Raw genomic sequence first — 25,952 nt, 5'->3', positions numbered from 1 at the left:
CTTGAGGGGCGCCGTGGCGCGGCGCTGCTTGCCATGACGACTGCTTCCACTCCTGCCACGCTGGGCATAGATTTCGGTACCTCCAACTCCGCCATGGCCTGGCGCGCCCCCGGCCAGACCGCACGCCTGCTGCCGCTGGAGGGCGATGCCTGCGGCATGCCCACGGCGCTGTTCTTCCATACGGACGAGCACAGCACCCATTTCGGGCGCGACGCCATGGCCCAGTACCTGGACGGCGAGCCGGGCCGGCTCATGCGCTCCCTCAAAAGCCTGCTGGGCAGTGCGCTGCTGCAGGAAAAGACGGCGGTGCACGACCAGTTCGTGAGCTATCAGGACATCATCGGCCTGTTCCTGCGCCGCGTGGCCGACCGGGCGCGTGCCTCGCTGGACGGCCGCCTGCCCGAGCGCGTGGTGCTGGGCCGGCCCGTGCATTTCGTGGACGACCATCCCGAGCGCGACCGCCAGGCCCAGCAGGCCCTGGCCGATGCCGCGCGCGCCGCAGGGCTGGGCGAAGTGGATTTCCAGATGGAGCCCATTGCCGCCGCGCTGGACTACGAGCAGCGCCTCACGCAGGAATCCGTGGTGCTGGTGGTGGACATCGGCGGCGGTACCTCCGACTTCACCGTCGTGCGCCTGGGTCCCGAGCAGGCCGGCCGCAGCGACCGCCGCGACGACATCCTGGCCACCAGCGGCGTGCACATCGGCGGCACGGACTTCGACCACCGGCTCAACCTGGCCCAGCTCATGCCGCTGCTGGGCTACCGGCACATCGGTCCCAGCGGCCGCGAAGTGCCCAGCCGCGTGTTCTTCGACCTCTCGACCTGGCACCTGATCCAGTGGCTGTACTCGCCCAAGGCCCTGGCCGAGGCGCGCAACCTGCGCACCGACTACAGCGACCAGCGCCTGCACAAGCGCCTGATGGACGTGCTGGAACTGCGCGAAGGCCACCGCCTGGCCGCCGTGGTGGAGCAGGCCAAGATCGAGGCCTCCACGCGCCATGCCGAAGCGGCCATCGAACTGGGCTGGCTGGAATCGGGCCTGTCCGCCGCCATCTCGCCCGAGGTGCTGCACGAGCAACTGCAAGGCCCCCTGCAACAGGTCGTTGCCTGCGCCCAGGACTGCCTGCGCCTGGCCGGCGTGGCGCCCCAGGCGCTGGACGCCATCTACCTCACGGGCGGCTCATCGGCCCTGCGCACGCTGCGCGATGCGCTGCGCGAGGCCTTCCCCGGCGTGCCGCAGGTCGAGGGCGACCTGTTCGGTGGCGTGGCCACCGGCCTCGCGTATGCCTGATCAATCCGCGTCGCCGTCCTCCTCGGCGGCCTGCTTGATCTCCAGCGCGGCGTCATAGAGGCGGTTGCGCGGTGTGCCCGTGATCTCGGCGGCCAGGCGCACGGCGGTCTTGGTGGGCAGTTCGGCCAGCAGCAGGCGCAGCACGCGCAGGGCGTCGGCGTCGGCCTCATCGCCACCCAGGGCCACCGGGTGCAGCACCACGGCGAATTCGCCCTTGCTGCGCTGGGGCACGGCCTGCAGCCAGGCCGGCAGCGCGCTGGCGGGCATGGTGGCAATGTCCTCGAACTGCTTGGTGATCTCGCGTGCCAGCGTCACCGGACGATCGCCCAGCGTGGCCAGCGCGGCGGCCAGGTCGGCAATGCGGTGGGGCGCCTCCAGCAGCACGGTGCAGCGCGGCTGCAGGGCCAGTTGCTGCACGGCGGCCAGGCGCTCGGCCGACTTGGTGGGCAGAAAGCCTGCGAAGACGAAACCTCCCTCGCCCTGCGAAGGCGTGACCGCACCGGCCACGCTGATGGCGGCCGTGATGCTGCTGGCGCCGGGCAGCGGAATGCAGCGCAGGCCCGCGGCCTGCACGGCTGCGCACAGGCGTGCGCCGGGGTCGCTGACGCCGGGCGTGCCCGCATCGCTGACATAGGCGATGCGCTGGCCCTGCTGCAGCCGCGCCACGATCTGCTGGGCCGCCTCGGCCTCGTTGTGCTGGTGCACGGCCAGCAGCTGGCTGCCGGGCCGGTCCAGTCCATAGGAGCGCAGCAGGCCCTGCGTGTGGCGCGTGTCCTCGCAGGCCACGCAGTCCACCAGCTGCAGCACATGCAGGGCGCGCAGGCTGATGTCGGCCAGGTTGCCGATGGGAGTGGCCACCACGTAGAGGGCGCCCTGCGGATAATGCTGGGATGCCGCAGCATCCTTGGCTGCGCCCAGCGCGGTGGCGAAAGAGGTAGTCAATGGGTTTCCTTGCGAAAAAGCCGGCAGGCGCGGGGCCGTCTGCCCTCACGACCCGGCATCGGGGCCAGCAGGCCGAGGATGCGGCGCTGGCCCATCTGCAGGCGGCCGGCCTGCTTCTGGTCGAGCGCAATTATCGGACGCCGGGCCGCGGCGGCGGCGAGATCGACCTCATCGTGCAGGCGCGCGACGGCACCGTGGTCTTCGTCGAGGTGCGCAGCCGCGGCACGCGCGCCTTCGGCGGTGCCGGCGCCAGCATCGGTGCCACCAAGCAGCGGCGCATCGTATTTGCGGCGCGCCACTACCTGATGCGCTGGTCCGCGCCGCCGCCTTGCCGCTTCGACGTGGTGCTGGTCGAGCCCGGCGCCGGGTCCGCCGTGCAGTGGCTGCAGGCCGCCTTTGACGCCGAAGGCGCCTGATCCGTTACCGCTGCAGCACAAATAACGCCTGGCTACGAAAGACTTCAAGGGCGGCAGTTATCATCGGGCCTCCATGCTTGAGCAACGTATCCAACAGCATTTCATCGACAGCGCCGACCTGAAATACCAGGCCGCCCAGGCGCTGAGCCAGCCCATTGCGGCGGCAGTGCAGGCCATGCTGGCCTGCGTGACCAGTGGCGGCAAGGTTCTGGCCTGCGGCGCAGGCGCCTCTGCCAGCGATGCCCAACTCTTCGCCGCCCTGTGCGTGGCCGGCTTCGAACGCGACCGGCCCGAGCTGGCTGCCGTGGCCCTGGTCTCCGACGGCGGCCTGCTGGGCACCGTGGGCGCCACGGGCTCGGGCGGCAACGCCACCCAGTACCTGGCGCGCCAGATACGTGCCCTGGGCCAGCCCGGCGACCTGTTGCTGGTGCTGTCCGCCACGGGCAACGACGTGGCCGTGCTGGAGGCGCTGGATGCCGCCCATGAGCGCGACATGATGGCCGTGGTGCTGACCGGCCGCACGGGCGGCTCCCTGGCCGGCCGCGTGCGCGAGACCGATGTTCTGATCTGCGTGCCGCACGACCGTGCGGCGCGCGTGCGCGAAACCCATACGCTGGTGCTGCACTGCCTGTGCGACGGCGTGGATGCCCAGTTACTTGGTGAACAGGAGATGCCTCTATGAAGTTCCGTTGGTCCCGCGCCGCCTGCGGTGTTCTCGCCGTCGCGTCCCTGGGCGCCGCCCTGTCGGGCTGCGTCGCCCTGGTGGGCGGCAGCGCCGTGATGGCCGGCATGTCGGTGGCGGACCGCCGCACCACCGGCACCCAGGTGGAAGACCAGGGCATCGAGCTGCGCGCCAACAACCGCATCGCCGAAGTGCTGGGCGACAAGGCCCATGTCAACGTCACCAGCTACAACCGCCAGGTGCTGCTGACCGGCGAGGCCGGCAATGAGGCCGACCGCCAGACCATCGAGAAGCTCGTGCGCGAGCAGCCCACGGTGCGCAATGTCTTCAACGAAGTGGTGGTGGCTCCCTTCACCTCCACGCTGAGCCAGCGCTCCAAGGACACGCTGATCACCACCCAGGTCAAGGCCAGCCTGCTGGACGCCAAGGACATCCAGGCCTCGGCCTTCAAGGTCGTGACCGAGAACAAGGTCGTCTTCCTGATGGGCATCGTCACCCCGCGCGAAGCCAAGCGCGGCGCCGAGATTGCACGCGGCATCAACGACGTGACCAAGGTCGTGCGCGTGGTGGAAGTCATCTCCGAGGACGAACTGGCCCGCATGCAGCCCCAGTCCGCCCCCGTGGTCACCGACGACTCCGGCAAGGCCGCGGCAGCCAGCGCTCCCACCAGCCTCTCGGAAAGCAGCCTGTCCACCCCCGCAGGCGCCACCGCCACCCCGGTGAAGTGATCACCGCCGCCTGAAAGCAAAAGCCGGAACATGTTCCGGCTTTTTGTTTTGGGCATAGGAAGATCTCGTTCCTCAGGGCATAGCACTTGAATCTGGCAGGGCCTAAAGCCAGGGACACCAAGCAAGGGCCGCCCCGCAGCGATGGTGTCGTACCCCTCCCTTGCGAAGCAAGTAGAGAGGGGGAAGCGGCGTAAGCCGCTCAGGGGGTGAGCCTCTTAATGAGGCTCGATGTATCCCAGCGCCTGCCGCCCATCTGCTGCACATCGGCATAGAACTGGTCCACCAGGGCCGTGACGGGCAGGCGCGCGCCATTGCGCTGGGCTTCGGCCAGCACCAGGCCCAGGTCCTTGCGCATCCAGTCCACGGCAAAGCCGAAGTCGAACTTGCCTTCGGCCATGGTGCGGCCACGGTTGTCCATCTGCCAGCTCTGGGCGGCGCCCTTGCCGATGACATCGAGCACGCTGGGAATGTCCAGTCCCGCGCGCTGGCCGAAGGCGATGGCCTCGGACAGGCCCTGGACCAGGCCCGCGATGCAGATCTGGTTGACCATCTTGGTGAGCTGGCCGGCGCCGCTGTCGCCCATCAGCGTGCAGGCGCGCGAGAAGGCCATGGCCACGGGCTGCATGGTGGCGAAGGCGGCCTCGTCGCCGCCGCACATCACGGTGAGCTGGCCGTTCTGGGCGCCGGCCTGGCCGCCCGAGACGGGTGCGTCGATGAACTGCAGGCCCAGCTCCAGCCCGGCCGCATGCAGCTCGCGCGCGACTTCGGCCGATGCCGTCGTGTGGTCGGCGAAGATGGCGCCGCGGCGCATGCCCGCGAAGGCGCCGTCCGGCCCCAGCACGACCGAGCGCAGGTCATCGTCATTGCCCACGCAGCTGAACACGATGTCGGCGCCGGCCACGGCCTCGCGCGGCGTGGCCGCATGGCCGCCGTTGAACTCCTCGCACCAGGCGCGGGCCTTGGCCGGCGTGCGGTTGTAGACCGTGACGCGGTGGCCCGCCGTGGCCAGGTGGCCGGCCATGGGGTAGCCCATGACGCCCAGCCCGAGGAAGGCCACGGAAAGAGGGGCGGTGTCCGCATAGCTGCGGGCGGCGATGGAGGAGTCGGACATGGAAGCAATCCTGAGAGGTGGTGGGAGGCGGGTGGCGCAGGGCCGCGTCCGGCGCGGCCCTGGAAGGAGCCGGCATGCCGGCTCAGCGCACTGAAGGCGCGGTCAGGGCGTGCATGGCACGCCCCTCAGACGATGGCGAAATGCTCGGTGCCCGCCGCCAGGTCCAGCGACTTGGCGCGCTGGCTGCCCAGCTTGATCTGCAGCCGCAGGTCGTTGACCGAGTCGGCATTGCGCAGTGCATCCTCGTAGGTGACCAGGTTGGACTCGAACAGGTCGAACAGCGCCTGGTCGAAGGTCTGCATGCCCAGGTTGCGGCTTTTCTTCATGATCTCCTTGATCTCGGTGACCTCGCCCTTGAAGATCAGGTCGGAGATCAGCGGCGAGTTGAGCATCACCTCGATGGCGGCCACGCGGCCCTTGCTGTCCTGCTTGGGCAGCAGGCGCTGGGAGACCATGGCGCGCAGGTTCAGCGACAGGTCCATCAACAGCTGCGGGCGGCGGTCCTCGGGGAAGAAGTTGACGATGCGGTCCAGCGCCTGGTTGGCGCTGTTGGCGTGCAGCGTGGCCAGACACAGGTGGCCGGTTTCCGAGAAGGCGATGGCGTGCTCCATGGTCTCGCGGTCGCGGATTTCGCCCATCAGGATCACGTCCGGCGCCTGGCGCAGGGAGTTCTTGAGCGCCGCGTCCCAGCTGTCCGTGTCCAGGCCCACTTCGCGCTGCGTGACCACGCAGTTCTTGTGCGGGTGCACGAATTCGATGGGATCCTCGATGGTCACGATGTGGCCGTAGGAGCTCTCGTTGCGCCAGTCCACCATGGCGGCCAGCGTGGTGGACTTGCCCGAGCCCGTGGCGCCGACCAGGATGCACAGGCCGCGCTTGGTCATGGCCACCTCCTTGAGCACCTGGGGCACGCCCAGGCTGTCGATGGTGGGCAGGGCCAGCGGAATCGTCCGCATCACCATGCCCACGCGGCCCTGCTGGATGAAGGCGTTGACGCGAAAGCGCCCTATGCCCGGCGGCGAGATGGCGAAGTTGCACTCCTTGGTGCGCTCGAAATCGGCGATCTGCTTGTCGCTCATGACCGAGCGCGCCAGCGTCAGCGTGTGCACGGGCGACAGCGGCTGCGGGGACACCTTGGTGATGCGCCCGTCGATCTTGATCGCCGGCGGGAATTCCGCCGTGATGAACAAGTCGCTGCCGTTGCGGCTGACCATGAGCTTGAGCAGGTCGTTGATGAACTTGGTGGCCTGATCTCTTTCCATTGCCGTATTCCCCCGGGCATTGCGCGCCGTTGTGGCGCACAGGTTGTTTTGTTATTTGCAGGTAGGCCGGTCCGGCCCGCAGGGGCCAGGCGTCCTCATATTCAACTCACTCACTCACTCACTGTCTATGTGTGCTGCTCTTCGCCCAGGCGCACGCTGATGGCGCGCAGCCGGAACGAGAGCTTGCGCGCCAGCAGCGCCATCAGCTTGGCGGCCAGCGCGGCGTCCTTGGCCATCATCTCGTCCAGCGCCTCGGCGCTGAGCACGCCGATCTCGCAGTCTGTCAGCGTGGTGCAGCTGGAAAAGCGCGGCCCGCCGTCCAGCAGGGACATCTCGCCCAGGATGTCGCCGGGCCGCGTCTGCGCCAGGCGCATGCGCTCGCCCCAGGGCTGCTGGCGCTCCACGGCGATCTGGCCGGACAGCACCACGGCCATGAAGCTGCCGTTCTCCTCCTGGCGGATCACGTCGCGTTGCGGTGCCACGGCCGCGTAGATGAAGTATTCACTGAGCCGCTGCAGGCTGGCCGCATCCAGCTGGCCCAGGTAGCGGTCGCGCGACCACAGCTGCTCCAGCTGGCCCCCGCCGCCGCGCGGCAGCCGCGTGGCCCCGACCTCGATGGCGCGCGCCTCCCAGGGAACGGGAGGAGTGTGCGGGTCCATGAAGCCATGCGCCGCCAGCGTGGTCGTGAAGAAGGCCGACTCGGAGGCCGGGGCCGAAGGCTCCTGGCCGCTTCGCAGCTTGCGGAAAATGCTTTTCATGGCGCGTGGCGAGAGGCTGGGCGGGTGGCGGTCAGCCCGGGAAGTTGTCCGGTATCTTGGCCTTGGCGCGGGCTTCCGCCGGGCTGATCAGGTTGCGCCGCACCAGATCGGTCAGGTTCTGGTCCAGCGTCTGCATGCCCACATTCTGACTCGTCTGGATGGTGGAGTACATCTGGGCCACCTTGGCCTCGCGGATCAGGTTGCGGATGGCGCTGGTGCCCAGCATGATTTCGTGGGCGGCGATGCGGCCCTGGCCGTCCTTGGTCTTGCACAGCGTCTGCGAGATCACGGCCTGCAGCGATTCGGAGAGCATGGCGCGCACCATCTCCTTTTCCTCGGCGGGGAAGACGTCGATGATGCGGTCGATGGTCTTGGCGGCGCTGGAGGTGTGCAGGGTGCCGAAGACCAGGTGGCCCGTCTCGGCCGCGGTCATGGCCAGGCGGATGGTTTCCAGGTCACGCATTTCGCCCACCAGGATGGCGTCCGGGTCCTCGCGCAGCGCCGAGCGCAGGGCGGCCGAGAACGACTGCGTCATCGGCCCGACTTCGCGCTGGTTGATCAGGCACTTCTTGGAGTCGTGCACGAATTCGATGGGGTCCTCCACCGTCAGGATGTGCCCGTACTCGGTCTCGTTGAGGTGGTTGACCATGCCGGCCAGCGTGGTGGACTTGCCCGAGCCCGTGGGGCCGGTCACCAGCACCAGGCCGCGCGGCTTCAGGGCCAGGTCGCCGAAGATGCGCGGCGCGTTGAGCTGCTCCAGCGTCAGGATCTTGCTGGGAATGGTCCGGAAGACGGCGGCCGCGCCCCGATACTGGTTGAAGGCGTTGACACGGAAGCGCGCCAGCCCCTCGATCTCGAACGAGAAGTCCACCTCCAGGAACTCCTCGTAGGCCTTGCGCTGGGAGTCGCTCATGATGTCGTAGACCATGGCGTGGACCGTCTTGTGGTCCAGCGGATCGACATTGATGCGGCGCACATCGCCGTGCACACGGATCATCGGCGGCAGCCCCGCGGACAGGTGCAGGTCGGAGGCCTTGTTCTTGACGCTGAATGCCAGCAATTGGGTGATGTCCACGGAGTTCGCTCCCTCGTTTGGTACGCTGGCGGCAATTATGACGACGATTGAAAACAAGCTTCAACAGATTCACGAACGGATTGCCTCGGCCTGCGTGCAGGCGGGCAGGGCGTCCGGCTCGGTGCAATTGCTGTCCGTCTCCAAGACCTTCGGCGCCGACGCCGTGCGCGAGGCCGTGCTGGCCGGCGAGCGCAGCTTCGGCGAGAACTACATCCAGGAGGGCGTGGAAAAGATCGCCGCCGTGCGCGCCATGGGCCTGCCGGGCGGCGAGGCCCTGCAATGGCATTGCATAGGCCCCATCCAGAGCAACAAGACGCGCCTGGTGGCCGAGCATTTCGACTGGGCCCAGACCGTGGACCGCCTGAAGATCGCCGAGCGCCTGTCGGCCCAGCGCCCCGAGGGCCTGGCGCCGCTGCAGGTCTGCATCCAGCTGAACGTGGATGGCGGCGAGACCAAGGCCGGCGTGGCGCCGCAGCAGGCGCTGGAGCTGGCCGCCGCCATCGTGCAGCTGCCGCGCCTGGCGCTGCGCGGCGTGATGAGCATTCCCGACGATGTGGCGGGCTTCGAGGCCCAGCGCGAGGTGCATGCCCGCGCCACCGCCGTCTTCGAACAGATCCGCGCCAGCGGCCTGCCGGGGCTGGAGCGCTTCGACACGGTATCCATGGGAATGACCGGCGACCTGGAAGCGGCCGTGGCCGCAGGCAGCACGATGGTACGCGTGGGCAGCGGCATCTTTGGCCAACGAAACTACGCCCCGCGCTGACCAGGGCGTAGCTGGCTTGGCTGGCGGGGCAGGCCGCCTCAGCGCCCGCCGGGCCGCTTCATCTGGCAGTCCGTGGGCAATTCCACCTGCTCGGGCGTGTAGACGGCATCGGTGCGAAAGCCGTAGTTCGTGCCTTCCCAACCGGCCTTGACCAGCTTGCCGTCCACGGGCGCGATGGTGTTGACCACCTGGGGCAGCAGCAGCTGGTGGTCCTTGCCGCGCATGCGCACGGGGCCGACCACGGTGTCCATCTGCAAATCCTCCATGGCCAGCGCGATCTTCACGGGTTCGGTGGACTGTGCCTTGGCCATGGCGGCGGCCAGCATGCGCGGCACCAGGTCCATGCGCGGGGCCAGGAAGTCCTTGCCCATGCGGGCCTTGTATTCCTGGGCGCGGGCGTCGGCCAGCGGGCGGCCGGCCTGGCCCGGGTGCCATTCGGCCACCCAGGTCAGCTGGCCGATGCGGGTCTGGGCGAAGGATGTCACCGTGCCCGGCATGCCGCCCGCGCTGTGGTTGAAGTAGCGCAGGTCATAGCCCGAGTCGGCGGCCGACTTGAGCAGCAGGGTCAGGTCCTGGCCCCAGTTGCCCGTGATCACCGAGTCCGCACCTGTTTCCTTGATCTTGGCCACATAGGGCGCGAAGTCCTTGACCCGGCCTATGGGGTGGAGCATCTCGCCCGTGAACTGGATGTCGGGCCGGGCCGCGCTCACCATCTGGCGCCCGTAGGCCGCCCACTGCTTGCCGTGGGCGTAGTCCTGGTTGAGCAGGTAGACCTTGCGGATGCCCGGCTGGGTCTTGATGTAGCTGGCAATCGCCTGCATGCGCATGGCGGTGTTGGCATCGAACATGAAATGCCAGAAGCTGCAGGCCTTGCCCGTCAGCTCGGGGTCGATGGAGGAGTGGTTGAGCACCAGCACCTCCTTGCCCGGATTGCGCTGGTTGTGGCGCGAGGCTGCCTGCACCAGGGCCGCCACCACCGAAGAGCCCGATCCCCCGGTCACCACCACGCGCGCGCCCTGGTCGATGGCCGCCTGCAGCGCGGCCTGGCTCTCCTGGGCCGAGAGCTTGCTGTCGAACTGCAGCAGCTGCAGCTTCGTGCCGTTGAACAGACCGCCCTTGGCGTTCACATCCTCGACCGCGTATTGCACGTGGTCGCGCATCAGCTCGCCTGTGCTGACGAAGGGGCCGGACAGCGGATCGATGAAGGCGATCTTGAAGGTCTCGCCGCCCTGGGCGTGGGCGGCCGTGCTGCACAGCAGGGCGGCGGCGAGAACGATGGATGGTTGGGAATATCGTCGGATGCAATGGCGGCGGATCGGCATGTCTTGTCTCCTCGAAGGAATGGTCGTCAGTCTTTGCCGGGCGGCTCGGCGCGGGGCCGGCTGCGCCGTGCAGGCGTTTTTTTCGCGGGGGATGCGGCAATGGCTTCGGGCGGGGTGGCTGGTGCCGTGCGCAGGCCCAGCACGCGGCTGGCCAGCTCGGTCAGCTCGGCCACCATCTCGGCCGTGCCCAGGCGGCCGCCGGGGCGGTACCAGTTGTAGAGAAAGCCCGGCAGGCTGCAGGCGGCCTGGGCGGTGATGCGTGTCTCGCGAAAGTCCAGGTGGCCGCTGGCGCGGCCTTCTTCGAGCAGCGCGCAGAACTGGCGGTAGAACTGGCGCGCCAGCGTGCGCGAGGCTTTCATGTACGCAGGGCTGAAGGCCTGGGGCTCGCGGTAGGGAAAGAAGGCCGCCGGATAGTGGGCAATGGTGGCCGCGATCAGGCGCTGCAGGCCGTCCACGGCCTTCTCGTGCGCGGCGCGCGGATCGTCGGCCGCGAAGTCCAGCACCGTGAAGCAGGCCTCGGTGGGCGCCCAGCACAGGGTCTCGAAGATCTCCTGCTTGTTGCGGAAGTAGTAGTAGACGAAGGGCTTGGTCACGCCCAGGGCCTGGACGATCTGCTCCATCGTGGTGTTGGCGTAGCCGTTGCGGTCGAACAGGGCCTCGGCCGCCTTGAGGATGCGTTCGCGCTTTTCATCGGAGCCGGCCGTGGGAAGGCGCTGGCGGCCGCGCGGGGTGACAGGGGGCTTGGGCATGCGGGAAATCTCGTGTCGCGTCGGTGGCTGCGATGGTTATACCGATGGGTAGCAATGTTCTACCAGCGGGTATATATTGGCAAGACGCCGATCCAAAAATCAGATCAAGGCTATCCCTAAGAACGACTACACCCCCTGAGTCGCTTCGCGCCTTCCCCCTCTCTCGCTTCGCGGGAGGGGGACGACACCCTCGGTGCGGGGCGGCCCTTCCTCGGTGTCCCTGCGCTGGGCCGCGCCTGATTTATGGGTTGGAGGCGATACGCCGAGCAACGTGCAATAAATAGAGCCAAGGAGACAAGCATGGCGGATTCCGAGACCCTCATTCCCCTGCATGAGGCCCTGCGCCGCAATGCGCGCAACCACCCCGGCCGCGACGCCTACATCTGGTATGGCCGCCACATCAGCTGGGCCGAGGTGGATGCGGCCAGCGACGCCTTTGCCGCGCGGCTGCAGGCTCTGGGCGTGGGCCGGGGCGAGCCCGTGGCGCTGTTCATGAACAACTGCCCGCAGTACATCGTGGCGCACTACGGCATCCAGAAGATCGGCGCCATCGTCTGCCCCTGCGGGCCGCTGAACAAGGAGCATGAGCTGCAGTACCAGCTCGATGACCTCAAGGCCCGCGTGATCGTCGCGGCCGATGTGCTGCTGCCCGTGGTGGACAAGGTGCGCGCCAGCACGGCGCTCAGGCATGTGCTGGCCGTGCGCTATGGCGACTGGCTTCCTGAATCGGCCACGCTGGCGCTGCCGCCCGAACTGCAGGCCCCCGTGCAGCCGCTGCCCGAGGGCGTGGAATCGTTCTGGGATGTCATGCACAGCGGCGCCAAGCCCGTGCCCGTCGATGTCGCCATGGACGATGTCTCGCTGATGACCTATACCTCGGGCACCACGGGCCTGCCCAAGGGTGCCATGCTCAGCTACGGCAACGCGGCCAGCAAGACGGCCGGCGCCTCCAGTGCCACGGGCGTGAACGCCGAGGACATGCTGCTGGCCGTGGCGCCGCTCTATCACATTGCCGGCATGTCCATGGGCGTGAACATGCCCGTGCACAGCGGCGCCACCTGCGTGCTGCTGCACCGCTTCGACCCGCTGGCCGTGGCCCAGGCCCTGGAGCGCTACCGCGTGACCTGGTGGTACAGCATCGCGCCCATGAACGTGGCCGTGATGCAGCTGCCGGGCGTGGAGGCCATGGACTTTTCCGCGCTGCGCCGCAACACCGTGACCAGCTTCGGCATTGCCTACACCGAGGAGCTGGCGCGGCAGTGGAAGCGCTTCACCCCGAACTGCATCTCCAGCGAGGCGGCCTATGGCCTGAGCGAGACCCACACCATGGACACATCCATGCCCGGCGACGCCATCCGCTGGGGCACGCACGGCAAGCCGCTGCCCGGCAACGAGGTGCGCATCATCGACCCCGAGACGGGCGAGCCGCTGCCGGCCGGCGAAGTGGGCGAGATCACCATCCGCGGCCCCGGCAACTTCAAGGGCTACTGGAACAAGCCCGAGGCCACGGCCAGGACCCTGAAGAACGGCTGGGTCCACACGGGCGACATGGGCCGCATCGACGCCGATGGCTACCTGACCTTCATCGGCCGCTTCAAGGAAATGATCAAGGTCTCGGGCTACAGCGTCTTCCCCGAGGAGGTGGAAGCCATCCTCATCAAGCACCCGGCCGTGGCCCAGGCCGCCGTGATCGGCGTGCCCGACCCGCAAAAGGGCGAGGTCGTGCGCGCCTTCATCGTCACGCGGCCGGGCCAGCAGATCGCGGCCGAGGACCTGGTGCAGTGGTCGCGCGAGAACATGGCCAGCTACAAGGCGCCGCGCGAGGTGCGTTTCATCGAGGCGCTGCCCGCCACCGGCGCAGGCAAGGTGCTGCGTCGCTTGCTGCGCGATCAATGAGAAAGACCGAAGTCCCATGTTCCAGAAGATCCTGATTGCCAACCGCGGCGAGATCGCGCTGCGCATCGTGCGCGCGCTGCGCGAGCTGGGTGTGCCGAGCCTGGCCGTCTTTGCCGCAGACGATGCGCAGGCGCCCCATGTATCCGCTGCCGATGCAGCCGTGCCCCTGGACGCCAGCGGCCCCTCGGCCTACCTGGACGGCGCCCACCTGCTGCGCATTGCGCGCGAGCACGGCTGCGACGGCATTCATCCCGGCTACGGCTTTCTCAGCGAGAACGCCGGCTTTGCCCAGGCCTGCGCCGATGCGGGACTGCGCTTCATCGGCCCCACGCCGGAGCACCTGGCGCTGCTGGGCGACAAGGCCCGCGCACGCGATCTGGCGCGCCGCTGCGGCGTGCCGCTGATGCCGGGCAGCAGCGAGGCTGTCACGCTGGAACAGGCCCAGGCCTTCTTCGAGGCGCAGCAGGCCGGGGGCGCCAGCGGCATCATGGTCAAGGCCATCGGCGGCGGCGGCGGGCGCGGCATGCGTGCCGTGGCGCGCGCCGAGGACCTGCCTGCCGCCTACGATCGCTGCCGCAGCGAGGCGCGCGCCGCCTTCGGCGTGGACGGCGTCTATGTGGAGCGGCTGATGACGGGCGCTCGCCATATCGAGGTGCAGATCCTGGGCGACGGCGGCGCAGGCCCCATCGCGCTGGGGGAGCGCGAATGCACGCTGCAGCGGCGCTTCCAGAAGCTGGTGGAGATCGCGCCCAGCCCCAGCCTGGCGCAGCCGCTGCGCGAGCGCATCACGCGCGACGCGCTGCGCATGGCCGCCGAGATCGGCTACGAGAGCCTGGGCACCTTCGAATTCCTGGTCGATGCCGCCTCCGACTCCCTGCCCTATGTCTTCATCGAGGCCAACCCGCGCCTGCAGGTCGAGCACACCATCACCGAGGAGGTCTTCGGCATCGACCTGGTGCAAGCCCAGATCCGCATTGCTGCCGGCGATCACCTGGGCGAGCTGGGCCTGGATGCCAGGACACCGCCCGCGCCGCGCGGCTATGCCATGCAGTGGCGCATCAATGCCGAGACGCTGGATGCCGCAGGCCAGTCGCGCCCGGGCAGCGGGCGCATAGGCACACTGCAGTGGCCGGCCGGCCCCGGCATCCGCATCGACACGAATGCGGTGGCGGGCGCCAGCCCCTCGCCGCACTACGACACGCTGCTGGCCAAGCTCATCGTGCACAGCAGCGGACCGCGCTTTGAAGACGTGCTTCGCCGCGCACGTCGCGCGCTGGCCGAATGCCGCATCGACGGGCTGGCCACCAACCTGCCGCTGCTGCAGGCGCTGGCCAGGCGGCCCGAGATGGCGTCGCAGGCCGTGCACACACGCTGGCTTGAAGAGGCCCTTCCCGAATTGGTGGCGGACGCCCAGGCGCTGGCCGAAGGCGCGCGCCGCACGGCTGTGGCCCCCGAGGTTCCGGCGGCGGCCGAGGCTGCTGGCGCGCCCGTCCCCGAAGGCGCCATCACCGCCCCCATGCCCGCGCGCATCGTGCAGTGGAGCGTGGCCGTGGGCGATCCCGTGGCTGCAGGCGCCGAGCTGGGCGTGCTCGAAGCCATGAAGATGGAGCATGTGCTGCTGGCGCCGCAGGCCGGCACCATCACCCAACTGCTGGCCGAGGCCGGTGCCTATGTGGCCCAGGACCAGCCCCTGCTGGTGCTGGCCGCCGCCGAAGGCGTGCAGGCCGACGCACGCGCGCAGCAGTCCGCACAGGACCCGGACCACATCCGCGCCGACCTGCAGCGCGTCATCGACCGCCATGCCTTCACGCGCGATGCCGCCCGGCCCGAGGCCATGGCCAAGCGCCATGCCCAGGGCAGCCGCAGCGCGCGCGAGAACATCGCCGATCTTTGCGATGAGGGCAGCTTCATCGAATACGGTGCGCTGGCCATTGCCGCGCAGACGCGCCGGCGCAGCATGGACGACCTGATCGCCAACACGCCGGCCGACGGCATGGTCACGGGCATGGGCTCCATCAACGGCGCGCAGTTCGGCCAGGAGCGCTCGCGCGCCGTCGTCATGTCCTATGACGCCACCGTGCTGGCGGGCACCCAGGGCGCGCGCAACCATGCCAAGACCGACCGCATGCTGGGCATTGCGCTGGCGCAGAAGCTGCCCGTGGTGCTGTTCGCCGAAGGCGGCGGCGGGCGGCCCGGTGACACCGACACGCCCGTGGTCGCGGGCCTGCATGTGCACACCTTCGCGGCCTATGCGGCGCTGTCGGGCCAGGTGCCCGTGATCGGCATCACCCATGGCCGCTGCTTTGCGGGCAACGCGGCCTTGCTGGGCTGCAGCGACGTGATCATCGCCACGCGCGCCAGCTGCATCGGCATGGGCGGGCCAGCCATGATCGAGGGCGGCGGGCTGGGCGTCTTCCGGCCCGAGCAGATCGGTCCCAGCAGCGTGCAGCATGCCAATGGCGTGATCGACGTGCTGGTCGAGGACGAGGCCGAAGCCGTGGCCGCCGCGCGCCACTACCTGTCCTTCTTCCAGGGCCGCACCACGGAGTGGGCCGCGCCCGACACGCGCGCCCTGCGCCATGTGGTGCCCGAGAACCGGCTGCGTGCCTATGACACCCGTGCGGCCATGGCGCATCTGGTGGACGAAGGCAGCCTGCTGATGCTGCGCACGGGCTTTGGCGCAGGCATCCACACGGCGCTGGCGCGCATCGAAGGCCGGCCCGTGGGGCTGATGGCCAACAACCCCTCCCACCTGGGCGGCGCGATCGACGCCGATGCGGCCGACAAGGCCGCGCGCTTCATGCAACTGTGCAATGCCCATGGCCTGCCCATCGTGAGCCTGGTGGACACGCCCGGCTTCATGGTCGGCCCCGAGATCGAGAAGACGGCCCAGGTGCGCCATGTCAGCCGCCTGTTCGTCACGGCGGCCAAGCTGCGCGTGCCGTATTTCAGCGTGGTGCTGCGCAAGGGCTACGGCCTGGGGGCCATGGGCATGACGGCCGGCAGCTTCCATGCGCCGGTGTTCAACGTGGCCTGGCCCACGGGCGAGTTCGGTGCCATGGGTCTGGAAGGCGCCGTGCGCCTGGGCTTTCGCAAGGAACTGCAGGCCCTGCCCGAGGGCGCCGAACGCAACGCCCTGTTCGACCGGCTGCTGGCCCAGCAGTACGCCCACGGCGAGGCCATGCACATGGCCGGCACGCTGGAGATCGACGCCGTCATCGACCCCGCCGACACGCGCGCCTGGCTGTCGCGCGGCCTGGCAGGGGCGCGCGTTGCGCCTGCCCAAGCCGGCTTCGTGGACACCTGGTAGGCCCTGAAAACGCCACGGACGGCATGCTAAGCTGGCCGCCTTTCCGACGAACATGATGGCGGGCCTGCCGTGCGGGCCCCGCTGCCTCTGGAGACTCCCCATGCCCGGACTTCTGCCCGATATCGATCCCGACGGCCTGCTCGAATTCTCGGTGGTCTACACCGACCGCGCGCTCAACCACATGTCCAAGCGCTTCGCGGGCGTGATGCAGGACATCCTCACCACGCTGCAGGAGGTCTACCACGCCCACACGGCCGTGCTGGTGCCGGGCAGCGGCACCTTCGGCATGGAGGCCGTGGCGCGCCAGTTCGCCAACCGCGAAAAGGTGCTCATCGTGCGCAACGGCTGGTTCAGCTACCGCTGGACCCAGATCTTCGAGGAAGGCGGCCTGGGCGGTGGCGCCGTGGTCTGCAAGGCGCGTCGCCAGGGACCGGGCAGCCAGGACCCCTGGGCGCCCTGCGCGGCCGAGGACGTGGCCGCCGCCATCCGCACTGAAAAACCCAAGGTCGTGTTCGCCCCCCATGTGGAGACGGCCAGCGGCATCATCCTCAGCGACAGCTACCTGCGCACCGTGGCCGATGCCGCGCACGAGGTGGGTGCGCTCTTCGTGCTGGACTGCGTGGCCTCGGGCGCCATGTGGGTGGACATGGAAAAGACCGGCGTGGACGTGCTGATCAGCGCGCCGCAAAAGGGCTGGAGCAGCTCGCCGTGCTGCGCCATGGTCATGCTCTCGCAACGTGCGCGCGAAGCCATCGAGCACACGCAAAGCTCCAGCTTCTCCTGCGACCTCAAGAAGTGGATGCAGATCGCCGAGGGCTACGAAAAGGGCCAGCACGCCTACCACACCACCATGCCCACCGACGCCCTGGTCCGCCTGCGCGACGTGATGCTGGAGACGCGTGCCTACGGCTTCGCCAAGGTGCGCGACGAGCAGATCGCCCTGGGCGCCAAGGTGCGAGCCCTGCTGGAGTCGCGCGGCTTTCCCAGCGTGGCGGCCGAAGGCTGGAAGGCCCCCGGCGTCGTCGTCAGCTACACCACCGACCCCGGCATCCAGAGCGGTAAGAAGTTCATGGAAGCCGGCCTGCAGACCGCCTCGGGCGTGCCCCTGCAGTGCGACGAAGGCCCGGACTTCAAGACCTTCCGCATCGGCCTGTTCGGCCTGGAAAAATGGCACAACGTGGACCGCACCGTCGGCCACATCGCCAAGGCCCTTGACGATATCGGTGTCCCCGCCAAGGCGTGAACCCGCTGCAAACATTGCATTGAAAGAACCCTGATGAACAAGACCCTCACCACCCTGGCCGTCTCCTGCGGCCTGATGCTCGCCGCACTGACCGGCGTGGCAGCCCATGCGGCCCAGCCCGTCACCACGGCCAGCGGCCTGGTCTATGAAAGCCTCAAGGAAGGCACGGGCGCCAGCCCCAAGGCCAGCGACACGGTGCGCGTGCACTACCGCGGCTACTTCCCCGACACGGGCAAGGACTTCGACAGCTCCATCACGCGTGGCCAGCCCATCGAGTTCCCCTTGACCGGCGTGATTCCCTGCTGGACCGAAGGCGTGCAGAAGATGAAGGTCGGCGGCAAGGCCAAGCTGACCTGCCCGCCCTCCATCGCCTACGGCAGCCGTGGCGCGGGCAGCGTGATCCCGCCCAACGCCACGCTGAACTTCGAGGTGGAACTGCTGGGCATCAAGTGATGGCCGGCCCGCTGGCCGGGCCAGCCCCCGCTTGATGCAAAGCCGGCCTGCGGGCCGGCTTTTTTACGGTCGTTGAAAGGGATATGCCGTGGATTCACGCAAACCGCTGGACGCGCGCGCCGCCGCGCTGATGCTCATGCTGTGCCTGATCTGGAGCCTGCAGCAGATCCTGCTCAAGGCCACGGCCGATGCCATTGCGCCCACGCTGCAGATCGCGCTGCGCTCGGGCGTGGGCGCCGTGCTGGTGTGGCTGTTCATGCACTGGCGCGGCATGCGCGTGCAGTGGGGCGACGGCAGCTGGCGCCCGGGCCTGGCCGTGGGCACGCTGTTTGCGCTGGAATTCCTGCTGGTGGGTGAGAGCATCAACCACACCTCGGCCGCCCATGTGGTGGTCTTCCTGTATTCCGCTCCCGTGTTCGCGGCGCTGGGCCTGCACTGGAAGCTGCCCTCGGAGCGCCTGGCGCCGCTGCAATGGCTGGGCATCGCACTGGCCTTTGCCGGCATAGCGCTGGCCTTCCTGGGCGGCGGCAAGCCTTCGAAGGCAGCCGGCGCCGCCATGCTGCTGGGCGACCTGCTGGCGCTGGCCGCCGGCGTGGCCTGGGGCGCCACCACGGTGGCCATCCGCACCACGCGGCTGGCATCGCTGCCCGCCGCGCAGACCCTGCTCTACCAACTGGCCACCGGCTTTGCGCTGCTGCTGCCCGCCGCCTTCCTGCTGGGCCAGACCCGTTTCGAGCCCACGCCGCTGGCCTGGGCCGGCCTGGCCTTCCAGTCCGTGCTGGTCTGCTTTGTGAGCTTCCTGGTCTGGTTCTGGCTGCTCACGCAATACCTGGCCTCGCGCCTGGGCGTGTTCTCGTTCATGACGCCCATCTTCGGCGTGGTCTTCGGTGCCTGGCTGCTCAGCGAGCCCATCGAGCCCAACTTCCTGGCCGGGGCACTGATGGTGCTGGCGGGGGTGCTGCTGGTGAGCGGGTATGGGTGGCTGATGTCGCTCAGGCGTCCTGCCTGACCAGTCCCAGCCGCCGCGCCAGCCGCTGCAGGTTGGCGCGGTCCATCTGCAGTTCGCGTGCGGCGGCGGCCCAGCTGCCTTGGTGGCGCTGCAGGCTGGCGTCGATCAGATGGCGCTCGTAGCTCTCCACGGCTTCGCGCAGGCCTTGGGGGCTGGCGCCGGGCGATGCGGCCTGTGGGACGGGCAGGGACGGGGTGGCCGTCGCCGGGGGCTGTGCGTCATCCCGGAGATCGGCCTGGCCCAGCGTGACCATGCGTGCCCGGCCACCGGCTGGAGTGGTGGAGGGCGCACGGCTCAGCGCCCGCAGCACGCCGCGGCTGATGAGGTGCTCCAGCTCCCGGACATTGCCGGGCCAGTCCTGGGCGAGCAAGGCCGATTGCGCAGCGGGGTGCAGGCGCAGTCCGCCCAGGCCCAGGCGCGAACGGTTTTCCTCGAGGAAGAAGCCGGCCAGCATCAGCACGTCGCTGTCGCGCTCGCGCAGCGCGGGCACGCGCAGCGGGTAGACGCTCAGGCGGTGGAAGAAATCGGCGCGCATGCGGCCTGCCGCCACCTCGGCGGCCAGGTCGCGGTTGGTGGCGGCGATCACGCGCACGTCCACATGGTGTTCGCGGTCCGAGCCCAGGCGCTGCAGCTGGCCGCTTTGCAGCACGCGCAGCAGCTTGGCCTGCACGGCCAGGGACAGCTCGCCCACTTCGTCCAGGAACAGCGTGCCCTGGTCGGCCTGCTCGAACTTGCCGCTGCGCTCGGACAGCGCGCCCGTGAAGGCGCCGCGCACATGGCCGAACAGCTCGCTTTCGACCAGGTTGTCGGGCAGGGCCGCGCAGTTGATGCTGACCAGCGCGCGGCCCGCACGCGCCGACTGCGCATGCACGGCCTGGGCCACCAGTTCCTTGCCCGTGCCGGTCTCGCCCGTGATCAGCACATTGAGGTCGCTGGCCGCGACCAGGGCGATGTCCTTTTGCAGCGCGCGCATGGCCGGGCTCTGGCCGATCAGCGGACGCGATGAATCGCCCCCCGGGGCGGCGCCGGGCGCGGGCAGGGCGCGCGCACTGCGCGCCAACCGGCGCAGCCGCTCGGCCGTGGTCACGGTGGCCGCCGCCAGGTTGCTGAAGGCCTGCAGCGCCGCCAGCGCGGCCGGGTCGGCAAAGCGCCCCGGGTCCAGCGCGTCCAGCGTGAGAAGGCCCCAGGGCAGGCCGCCCGTCTGCAGCACGCAGCCCATGCAGTCGTGCACCTCCAGCGGCCCGTGGCCCTGGGCCACCAGGCCGTCATAGGGATCGGGCAGCGGGCTGTCGGGCGCAAAGCGCATGGCCTGGCCCGCCGCCAGCAGCTGGGCGAAGCGCGGGTGCTCGGCAATGCGAAAGCGCCGGCCCAGCGCATCGGGCACCAGGCCATCGATGGCCACGGGCCGCAGCCACTCGCCTTCCAGCCGCAGCAGGGCGGCGGCATCGGCCGGCAGCACGGCGCGCAGCGCTGCCAGCAGGCGGCGAAAGCGCTCGCGCTCGGGCAGGTCCTGGGCCAGGTCGGCCACCAGAGGGGTCAGGGCATGCAGGGCGGTGGATGTGGTCATAAAGACTGCAATAGCTGTCAAAAAGACTTGTTTTGACGAAGGTCATATTGACGCATGAAACGCCAAACCCTTGTTCTGCAAGGGCTGCAGTCCTGGCACGGCACTTGCCTTTGTCAAGGCATGCCCGGCATCGCACCGGGCATGCCCGTCCCCGTACCCAAGGAGTTTCCCGTGCTGACCGACCGCCAACGTGCCATCGTCCAATCCACCGTCCCGCTGCTTGAAACCGGCGGCGAGGCGCTGATCACCCACTTCTACCAGACCATGCTGGGCGAGTACCCCGAGGTACGCGCCCTGTTCAACATGGCCCACCAGCAAAGCGGTGCCCAGCCGCGTGCCCTGGCCTATAGCGTGCTCATGTACGCCAAGCACATCGACCGGCTCGAAGCCCTGGGCGATCTGCCCGCGCAGATCATCAACAAGCATGTTGCGCTGCAGGTGCAGCCCGAGCACTACCCCATCGTCGGCACCTGCCTGCTGCGCGCCATCCGCGAGGTGCTGGGCGCCGAGATCGCCACCGACGAGGTCATCGATGCCTGGGGTGCCGCCTACCAGCAGCTGGCCGACATCCTGATCGGCGCCGAACGCCAGGCCTATGACCGCACGGCGGCGGCCGAGGGCGGCTGGCGCGGCGAGCGTGCGTTCGTGGTCGAGGACAAGGTGGCGGAAAGCGCCGAGATCACCTCGTTCTACCTGGTGCCGGCCGATGGCGGCCCCGTCATCGCCCACCAGCCCGGCCAGTACATCGGCCTGCGCCTGGTGGTGGACGGCCAGGAGCAGCGGCGCAACTACTCGCTGTCCGCGCCCGCCGATGGCCGCAGCCTGCGCATCAGCGTCAAGCGCGAGGCAGGCGGCAAGGTCTCCAGCTTCCTGCACGACCGGGTCCGCGTCGGCGACACGCTGCAGCTGTTCCCGCCCGCAGGACACTTCACGCTGCAGCCCGGCGAGCGTCCGCTGGTGCTGATCAGCGGCGGCGTGGGCATCACGCCGACCCTGCCCATGCTGGATGCGGCCTTGCCCAGCAAGCGTCCCGTGGTCTTCATCCACTGCGCACGCGAGCGCGGTGTTCACGCCTTCCGTGAACGTGTGGATGCGCTGGCCGCGGAGCATCCGCAGCTCAGCCGGTACTACTGCTATGACCGGGTGGAGGAGGGCGATGAGGTCGATGCGCAGGGACTGCTGACCGCCCGGCAGTTGGGTCAGTGGCTGCCTTCAGTGGATGCCGATGTGTATTTCCTGGGGCCCCGGCCGTTCATGCGGTCGGTGAAGGAGTCGTTGCGGGTGTTGGGGGTGCCGGAAGGGCAGGTCCGCTATGAATTCTTTGGGCCGGCGGAGGCGTTGGCCTGATTTGCCGTCGATCCGCTCGGGTCCCCTGGCCTGAGTGGTGGAGCAGGGGTCGGGCCTCGGCCCGCCGTGCATCGGGCGATCAGCCCTGCACGGCCCACATGCCCTGGTTGTCCGACACCCACTCCCCAAACGCCTGTGCGGGCAAGGGCTTGCTGCACAGATAGCCCTGGAAGAAGTCGCACCCCTTGCCGCGCAGGAATGCTAGTTGCTCGGCCGTCTCCACGCCCTCGGCCAGAACCTTGAGCCCCATGGCATGCCCCAGCGCGATCACCGATCCGCTGATGGCCATGTCGTCCGCGCTGTGCGGGATATCGCGGATGAAGCCCTGGTCGATCTTGAGCAGGTCCAGCGGAAAGCGCTTGAGGTGGGCCAGCGAGGAATAGCCGGTGCCGAAGTCGTCGATGGCCAGCCGCAGGCCCTGGGCGCGCAGGCGGCGCATGACGGCCAGGGCCTCCTCGGGGCGCTCGGCCAGGGCGCTTTCGGTGATTTCCAGTTCCAGGCAGTGCGGGGCGAAGCCCGTGGCGGCCAGCGCGTCGGCGGTGGCGCCGGCAATGTCGGTCAGCAGGAACTGGTGCAGCGAGACATTGACCGCGATGGTCATCTCGGGCAGGCCCTGATCGCGCCAGCGCTGGCCCTGGGCGCAGGCCTCGCGCAGCACCCACAGGCCCAGCGCGCCGATGACGCCCGAGCTTTCGGCCACGGGAATGAAGCGTGCCGGGGAGATGAGGCCCTCGTCCGGGTCCAGCCAGCGCACCAGGGCCTCGGCGCCCACCAGGCGGCCCGTGGCCAGGTCGATCTGGGGCTGGAAGTACAGGCGCAGGTGGCCCAGGTCTATGGCCTGCCGCAGCCGTGCCTCCATGGCCAGGCGCTCGCGCGCGGCCGAGGTCATGTCTTCCTCGAAGAAGCACCAGGCACGGCCGCTGCGCGACTTGGCGCCGTAGACGGCGGCGTGCGCGCCCTGCAGCAGGTCCTGGGCATTGCCGGCGTGGGAGGGATACATGCAGATGCCCACGCTGACGCCGGCCATGACGGACAGGCCGTCGGGCGAGCTCCAGGGCTGGCCGGCCGCCGCGATCAGTTGCCGTGCGCGGGCGATGGCGTCGCCGCGCTCGCTCATGCCCTTGCACAGCACGGCCAGTTCGTCACCGGCCATGCGACCTATGAGGTCCTGGGGTCCCAGGGAGTCGTGCACACGGGCGGCGATGTGGCGCAGCACCTGGTCGCCAATGGCGTGGCCGTAGCTGTCGTTGACGTCCTTGAAGCGATCGATGTTCAGCAGCATCACGGCCAGCGTGCCCTGCTCGGCGGCCGCCTCGGCCACGGCGTCTTCCAGCAGCGCTGTGAAGCGCACGCTGTTGGGCAGGCCGGTGAGCATGTCGCGGTGGGCCAGGAATTCGAGCTGGGCCTCGCGCGCCTTCTCGGCCGAGATGTCGGTGAACATGCACACGTAGTGCGTGACCTTGCCCTGTGCGTCCTTGACGGCGCTGAGCGACATGCGCTCGGGGAAGACCTCGCCGTTCTTGCGGCGGTTCCAGATTTCGCCCTGCCAGTGGCCCGTGGCCTGCATGCTGTCCCACATGGCCTCGTAGAAGGCCTTGTCATGGCGGCCGGACTTGAACATGCGCGGGGTCTTGCCCAGCATTTCCTGCTCGGTATAGCCCAGCAGCCGCGTGAAGGCGCTGTTGACCGAGAGGATGCGGCTGCGCGCGTCGGTGACGACCACGCCCTCCATGGTGTTGTCCACCACGGCGGTGGCCAGGCGCTGGCGTTCGTCGGCCTCCCGCCCGGCGGCCATCGCGGCATGGGCAGTGCGCTCTCCACGGCGCATGCGCCACAGCAGCCAGCCGCCGCCCACGGCCGTGACCAGCACCAGGGTCACCGAGGACAGCATGCGCCGCTGCGCCGCCGCCTCGGGCGGAATCTGCAGGTGCGCCAGCAGCCATTCCACGCCCCAGAGCCACAGCAGACCTGCGCACACGTACAGGGTCATTGCGCCCCAGAGCGGTATTCGGGGCTGCTCTCCCTGATCTTGCATGTGGTTCCTCAGAACGTTCCCAGAACGTGTGACTTGCGCAGGGTCGTGTCCATGCTGCGACAATTGCGCCGCTATGACCCAAGCCTATATTCTTACCCTTTCGTGCCCCGACCGGCTCGGTCTGGTACATGCCGTCTCGGGCTTTCTGCTCGAGCAAGGCGGCAACATCGAAGAGGCCGCGCAGTATAACGACCCGGCCACCGGACTGTTCTTCATGCGCGTGCAATTTGCCTGCAACGGCTGCGATCCCGCGGCTCTGAGGGCGGCCCTGGCCGACCTGGGCGGCCAGTACCAGATGAAGTGGCGCCTGCACACCAAGGCCGAAGCCATGAAGACCGTGCTCATGGTCAGCAAGGAAGGCCACTGCCTCAACGACCTGCTGTTTCGCTGGAAGAGCGGCCTGCTGCCGGTGGACATCCGCGCCATCATCAGCAACCACCGCGAGTTCTACCAGCTGGCGGCCAGCTACAACATCCCCTTCCACCACATCCCCGTCACGGCTGCCACCAAGGCCCAGGCCGAGGCAAAGCAGTTCGAGATCATCGAGGCCGAAGGCGCCGAACTCGTGGTGCTGGCGCGCTACATGCAGGTGCTGTCCAACGACCTGTGCACCAAGCTGGCAGGCCGCGCGATCAATATCCACCACAGCTTCCTGCCCAGCTTCAAGGGCGCCAAGCCCTACTACCAGGCCCATGACCGCGGCGTGAAGCTGATCGGCGCCACGGCCCACTATGTGACGGCCGACCTGGACGAAGGCCCGATCATCGAGCAGGACGTGGCCCGCGCCGACCACACCGACACCGTGGAGGACCTCACGGCCCGCGGCCGCGACACCGAGAGCCAGGTGCTGGCCCGCGCCGTCAAGTGGCACAGCGAGCACCGCGTCATCCTCAACGGCCACAAGACCGTGGTCTTCCGCTGAAGCCGGCTCCCGGCCGCCCATGGCGAACGTGACCCTTGCCGCCGGCAGCGGCTTTGCCCCGCCCGGCAGCGGCGCCCGCCGCATCCCGCCCATACAGTGCCTGCTCACTTTCGAGGCGCTGGCGCGGCTGCGCAGCGTGACGCAGACGGCCGAGGAGCTGTGCGTCACGCCCAGCGCCGTCAGCCACCGCGTGCGCCAGCTCGAGCAGATCCTGGGCACGCGGCTGTTCGGCCGCTCGGACTTTTCGCTCACCACCGAAGGCAGCGCCTACCTGTCCCACGTGCGCGAGGGCCTGGGCGCGCTGCAGCGCTTTCCGGGCGAGGTGACGGCACCGGGCCGCCGCAGGCTCAAGCTCGCCGTTACGCCCACGTTTGCGCGCGTGATCCTGATCCCGCGCCTGCGCCAGTTCACGGAAACCTATCCCGAGATCGACATCGCCCTGCAGGTCTCCATCCCGCTGCTGGACGTGGTGGCCGAGGATGCCGACCTGATGGTGCGCTTCGGCCCCGGCCACTATGCCGATGTGGAGCACATCGAGCTGGCGCGCGACGTGGTCACGCCGCTGGCCTCGCCGGCCTTCATCCGCGAGCACGGCCCCTTCGAGCAGCCCCAGGACCTGGAAGGCATGCCCCTGCTGCGCAGCCCGCTGGAGCCCTGGCGCACCTGGTTCGGCGCCACCGGCCTGGACTGGCCCGAGCCGCACGAGGGCTCGCAGTTCAACGACATCGGCCTGATGTGCGACGCGGCCTCGGCCGGCATGGGCATCGCCCTGGTGCGCCACAAGCTGGGCGCGCCCTGGCTGGACAACGGCACCCTGGTGCGCCTGTTCGACGTGGACACGGCCAGCCCCCATGCCCACTACCTGTGCTGGCGCACCGGAACGATGGACCGCTGGGAATGCGCGGCCTTTGCTGAATGGTTGAAGAGGGCGATGGCCTGCTGAGGCGCCCATAACTGATTTCGCGGATTTCACGGATTTCACGCGCCGTTGCAATAAACATCAGCGCAGCCCCGCTGCACAAAGACGGCGGCATCGCCTAAAGTCAGGCTCCATGACTTCCGCCAGCTCCCC

Annotated in this window: 22 protein-coding genes; 13 read left to right on the top strand and 9 right to left on the bottom strand. The window is 68.9% G+C overall.

Annotation, left to right across the window (positions count from 1 at the left end; translation table 11 throughout):
• Positions 1-33 precede the first annotated feature (33 nt).
• Positions 34-1,290 (top strand): Hsp70 family protein, encoded by a 1,257-nt coding sequence (locus ACUTR7_RS06440; protein WP_088166339.1) that lies wholly within the window; start codon positions 34-36, stop codon positions 1,288-1,290.
• Here ACUTR7_RS06440 and rsmI read toward each other — a convergent pair whose 3' ends face one another.
• Positions 1,291-2,232 (bottom strand): 16S rRNA (cytidine(1402)-2'-O)-methyltransferase, encoded by a 942-nt coding sequence (gene rsmI / locus ACUTR7_RS06435; protein ID WP_445608400.1) that lies wholly within the window; start codon positions 2,230-2,232, stop codon positions 1,291-1,293. It lies immediately after the preceding gene.
• Between rsmI and ACUTR7_RS06430 the strand changes: the two genes are divergently transcribed.
• The 3 genes from ACUTR7_RS06430 to ACUTR7_RS06420 all read left to right on the top strand — a co-directional run bounded on the left by ACUTR7_RS06430 (position 2,232) and on the right by ACUTR7_RS06420 (position 4,058).
• Positions 2,232-2,648 (top strand): YraN family protein, encoded by a 417-nt coding sequence (locus ACUTR7_RS06430; RefSeq protein ID WP_445608399.1) that lies wholly within the window; start codon positions 2,232-2,234, stop codon positions 2,646-2,648. The two genes, rsmI and ACUTR7_RS06430, sit on opposite strands and share 1 nt — an antisense overlap.
• Before the next feature lie 73 nt (positions 2,649-2,721).
• On the top strand, positions 2,722-3,330 hold the full coding sequence (locus tag ACUTR7_RS06425) for an SIS domain-containing protein (protein ID WP_012202994.1): 609 nt from the start codon (positions 2,722-2,724) through the stop codon (positions 3,328-3,330).
• Positions 3,327-4,058 carry a BON domain-containing protein gene (locus ACUTR7_RS06420; RefSeq protein ID WP_063327425.1) on the top strand — a complete coding sequence of 244 codons (732 nt, stop codon included), beginning with the start codon at positions 3,327-3,329 and terminating at the stop codon, positions 4,056-4,058. The genes ACUTR7_RS06425 and ACUTR7_RS06420 overlap by 4 nt, the downstream gene beginning before the upstream one ends.
• 199 nt (positions 4,059-4,257) lie before the next feature.
• Here ACUTR7_RS06420 and ACUTR7_RS06415 read toward each other — a convergent pair whose 3' ends face one another.
• The 4 genes from ACUTR7_RS06415 to ACUTR7_RS06400 form a co-directional block, all read right to left on the bottom strand.
• On the bottom strand, positions 4,258-5,169 hold the full coding sequence (locus ACUTR7_RS06415) for an NAD(P)-dependent oxidoreductase (RefSeq protein WP_012202996.1): 912 nt from the start codon (positions 5,167-5,169) through the stop codon (positions 4,258-4,260).
• 125 nt (positions 5,170-5,294) lie between these two features.
• Positions 5,295-6,431 carry a PilT/PilU family type 4a pilus ATPase gene (locus ACUTR7_RS06410; RefSeq protein ID WP_012202997.1) on the bottom strand — a complete coding sequence of 379 codons (1,137 nt, stop codon included), beginning with the start codon at positions 6,429-6,431 and terminating at the stop codon, positions 5,295-5,297.
• Positions 6,432-6,556: 125 nt separating this feature from the next.
• Complete coding sequence (locus ACUTR7_RS06405; protein WP_012202998.1) at positions 6,557-7,189, bottom strand: cyclic nucleotide-binding domain-containing protein; 633 nt, start codon at positions 7,187-7,189, stop codon at positions 6,557-6,559.
• Positions 7,190-7,220: 31 nt separating this feature from the next.
• A complete protein-coding gene (locus ACUTR7_RS06400) occupies positions 7,221-8,264 on the bottom strand; it encodes a type IV pilus twitching motility protein PilT (protein WP_012202999.1) in 1,044 nt (347 codons plus the stop codon).
• 37 nt (positions 8,265-8,301) lie between these two features.
• On the opposite strand from ACUTR7_RS06400, the gene ACUTR7_RS06395 reads away from it, so the two are divergent.
• Positions 8,302-9,027, top strand: coding sequence for a YggS family pyridoxal phosphate-dependent enzyme (locus ACUTR7_RS06395; protein WP_445608398.1), 726 nt, complete (start codon positions 8,302-8,304; stop codon positions 9,025-9,027).
• A 38-nt stretch (positions 9,028-9,065) separates the two neighbouring features.
• On the opposite strand, the gene ACUTR7_RS06390 is transcribed toward ACUTR7_RS06395, so the two are convergent.
• Positions 9,066-10,349: a branched-chain amino acid ABC transporter substrate-binding protein gene (locus tag ACUTR7_RS06390; RefSeq protein WP_445608397.1), complete on the bottom strand. Its 1,284-nt coding sequence runs from the start codon at positions 10,347-10,349 to the stop codon at positions 9,066-9,068.
• Between the two features lie 26 nt (positions 10,350-10,375).
• Positions 10,376-11,098 carry a TetR/AcrR family transcriptional regulator gene (locus tag ACUTR7_RS06385; protein ID WP_349613970.1) on the bottom strand — a complete coding sequence of 241 codons (723 nt, stop codon included), beginning with the start codon at positions 11,096-11,098 and terminating at the stop codon, positions 10,376-10,378.
• A 300-nt stretch (positions 11,099-11,398) separates the two neighbouring features.
• Here ACUTR7_RS06385 and ACUTR7_RS06380 point away from each other — a divergent pair, with 300 nt between their 5' ends.
• The 5 genes from ACUTR7_RS06380 to ACUTR7_RS06360 all read left to right on the top strand — a co-directional run bounded on the left by ACUTR7_RS06380 (position 11,399) and on the right by ACUTR7_RS06360 (position 19,009).
• On the top strand, positions 11,399-12,994 hold the full coding sequence (locus tag ACUTR7_RS06380; protein ID WP_445608396.1) for an AMP-binding protein: 1,596 nt from the start codon (positions 11,399-11,401) through the stop codon (positions 12,992-12,994).
• 16 nt (positions 12,995-13,010) lie between these two features.
• Entirely contained in the window at positions 13,011-16,304 is a 3,294-nt protein-coding gene (locus tag ACUTR7_RS06375) for a carboxyl transferase domain-containing protein (RefSeq protein WP_445608395.1), read from the top strand.
• 100 nt (positions 16,305-16,404) lie between these two features.
• Positions 16,405-17,547: a pyridoxal-phosphate-dependent aminotransferase family protein gene (locus tag ACUTR7_RS06370; RefSeq protein WP_192367361.1), complete on the top strand. Its 1,143-nt coding sequence runs from the start codon at positions 16,405-16,407 to the stop codon at positions 17,545-17,547.
• A gap of 33 nt (positions 17,548-17,580) precedes the next feature.
• On the top strand, positions 17,581-18,000 hold the full coding sequence (locus ACUTR7_RS06365) for an FKBP-type peptidyl-prolyl cis-trans isomerase (protein WP_445608394.1): 420 nt from the start codon (positions 17,581-17,583) through the stop codon (positions 17,998-18,000).
• A gap of 88 nt (positions 18,001-18,088) precedes the next feature.
• Positions 18,089-19,009: a DMT family transporter gene (locus ACUTR7_RS06360; RefSeq protein WP_445608393.1), complete on the top strand. Its 921-nt coding sequence runs from the start codon at positions 18,089-18,091 to the stop codon at positions 19,007-19,009.
• Here ACUTR7_RS06360 and norR read toward each other — a convergent pair.
• The gene (gene norR / locus ACUTR7_RS06355; protein WP_445608392.1) at positions 18,993-20,576 is read right to left on the bottom strand and encodes a nitric oxide reductase transcriptional regulator NorR; all 1,584 of its coding nucleotides are present in this window, start codon (positions 20,574-20,576) and stop codon (positions 18,993-18,995) included. The genes ACUTR7_RS06360 and norR overlap by 17 nt on opposite strands.
• Before the next feature lie 120 nt (positions 20,577-20,696).
• On the opposite strand from norR, the gene hmpA reads away from it, so the two are divergent.
• Entirely contained in the window at positions 20,697-21,923 is a 1,227-nt protein-coding gene (hmpA, locus tag ACUTR7_RS06350; RefSeq protein WP_445608391.1) for an NO-inducible flavohemoprotein, read from the top strand.
• 79 nt (positions 21,924-22,002) lie between these two features.
• On the opposite strand, the gene ACUTR7_RS06345 is transcribed toward hmpA, so the two are convergent.
• Positions 22,003-23,958 carry a putative bifunctional diguanylate cyclase/phosphodiesterase gene (locus ACUTR7_RS06345; protein WP_180318231.1) on the bottom strand — a complete coding sequence of 652 codons (1,956 nt, stop codon included), beginning with the start codon at positions 23,956-23,958 and terminating at the stop codon, positions 22,003-22,005.
• Between the two features lie 73 nt (positions 23,959-24,031).
• On the opposite strand from ACUTR7_RS06345, the gene purU reads away from it, so the two are divergent.
• Positions 24,032-24,880, top strand: a complete 849-nt coding sequence (gene purU / locus ACUTR7_RS06340) for a formyltetrahydrofolate deformylase (RefSeq protein ID WP_013804418.1) — start codon at positions 24,032-24,034, stop codon at positions 24,878-24,880.
• A gap of 19 nt (positions 24,881-24,899) precedes the next feature.
• Positions 24,900-25,823, top strand: a complete 924-nt coding sequence (locus ACUTR7_RS06335; protein ID WP_012203013.1) for a LysR substrate-binding domain-containing protein — start codon at positions 24,900-24,902, stop codon at positions 25,821-25,823.
• The last annotated feature ends 129 nt before the right edge of the window (positions 25,824-25,952 follow it).

The organism is Delftia sp. NA_296.1 (assembly GCF_052692095.1).
Note: the sequence above shows the minus strand (reverse complement) of the source record. Positions and strands in the feature narration are given on the sequence as shown.

What these genes read in the sequence shown, in the direction of transcription:
- ACUTR7_RS06440 (WP_088166339.1), top strand. Translation starts at nt 34, where the DNA reads ATGACGACTGCTTCCACTCCTGCCACGCTGGGCATAGATTTCGGTACC.
- ACUTR7_RS06430 (WP_445608399.1), top strand. Translation starts at nt 2,232, where the DNA reads ATGGGTTTCCTTGCGAAAAAGCCGGCAGGCGCGGGGCCGTCTGCCCTC.
- ACUTR7_RS06425 (WP_012202994.1), top strand. Translation starts at nt 2,722, where the DNA reads ATGCTTGAGCAACGTATCCAACAGCATTTCATCGACAGCGCCGACCTG.
- ACUTR7_RS06420 (WP_063327425.1), top strand. Translation starts at nt 3,327, where the DNA reads ATGAAGTTCCGTTGGTCCCGCGCCGCCTGCGGTGTTCTCGCCGTCGCG.
- ACUTR7_RS06415 (WP_012202996.1), bottom strand. Translation starts at nt 5,169, where the DNA reads ATGTCCGACTCCTCCATCGCCGCCCGCAGCTATGCGGACACCGCCCCT.
- ACUTR7_RS06410 (WP_012202997.1), bottom strand. Translation starts at nt 6,431, where the DNA reads ATGGAAAGAGATCAGGCCACCAAGTTCATCAACGACCTGCTCAAGCTC.
- ACUTR7_RS06405 (WP_012202998.1), bottom strand. Translation starts at nt 7,189, where the DNA reads ATGAAAAGCATTTTCCGCAAGCTGCGAAGCGGCCAGGAGCCTTCGGCC.
- ACUTR7_RS06395 (WP_445608398.1), top strand. Translation starts at nt 8,302, where the DNA reads ATGACGACGATTGAAAACAAGCTTCAACAGATTCACGAACGGATTGCC.
- ACUTR7_RS06390 (WP_445608397.1), bottom strand. Translation starts at nt 10,349, where the DNA reads ATGCCGATCCGCCGCCATTGCATCCGACGATATTCCCAACCATCCATC.
- ACUTR7_RS06385 (WP_349613970.1), bottom strand. Translation starts at nt 11,098, where the DNA reads ATGCCCAAGCCCCCTGTCACCCCGCGCGGCCGCCAGCGCCTTCCCACG.
- ACUTR7_RS06380 (WP_445608396.1), top strand. Translation starts at nt 11,399, where the DNA reads ATGGCGGATTCCGAGACCCTCATTCCCCTGCATGAGGCCCTGCGCCGC.
- ACUTR7_RS06375 (WP_445608395.1), top strand. Translation starts at nt 13,011, where the DNA reads ATGTTCCAGAAGATCCTGATTGCCAACCGCGGCGAGATCGCGCTGCGC.
- ACUTR7_RS06370 (WP_192367361.1), top strand. Translation starts at nt 16,405, where the DNA reads ATGCCCGGACTTCTGCCCGATATCGATCCCGACGGCCTGCTCGAATTC.
- ACUTR7_RS06365 (WP_445608394.1), top strand. Translation starts at nt 17,581, where the DNA reads ATGAACAAGACCCTCACCACCCTGGCCGTCTCCTGCGGCCTGATGCTC.
- norR (WP_445608392.1), bottom strand. Translation starts at nt 20,576, where the DNA reads ATGACCACATCCACCGCCCTGCATGCCCTGACCCCTCTGGTGGCCGAC.
- hmpA (WP_445608391.1), top strand. Translation starts at nt 20,697, where the DNA reads ATGCCCGGCATCGCACCGGGCATGCCCGTCCCCGTACCCAAGGAGTTT.
- ACUTR7_RS06345 (WP_180318231.1), bottom strand. Translation starts at nt 23,958, where the DNA reads ATGCAAGATCAGGGAGAGCAGCCCCGAATACCGCTCTGGGGCGCAATG.
- purU (WP_013804418.1), top strand. Translation starts at nt 24,032, where the DNA reads ATGACCCAAGCCTATATTCTTACCCTTTCGTGCCCCGACCGGCTCGGT.
- ACUTR7_RS06335 (WP_012203013.1), top strand. Translation starts at nt 24,900, where the DNA reads ATGGCGAACGTGACCCTTGCCGCCGGCAGCGGCTTTGCCCCGCCCGGC.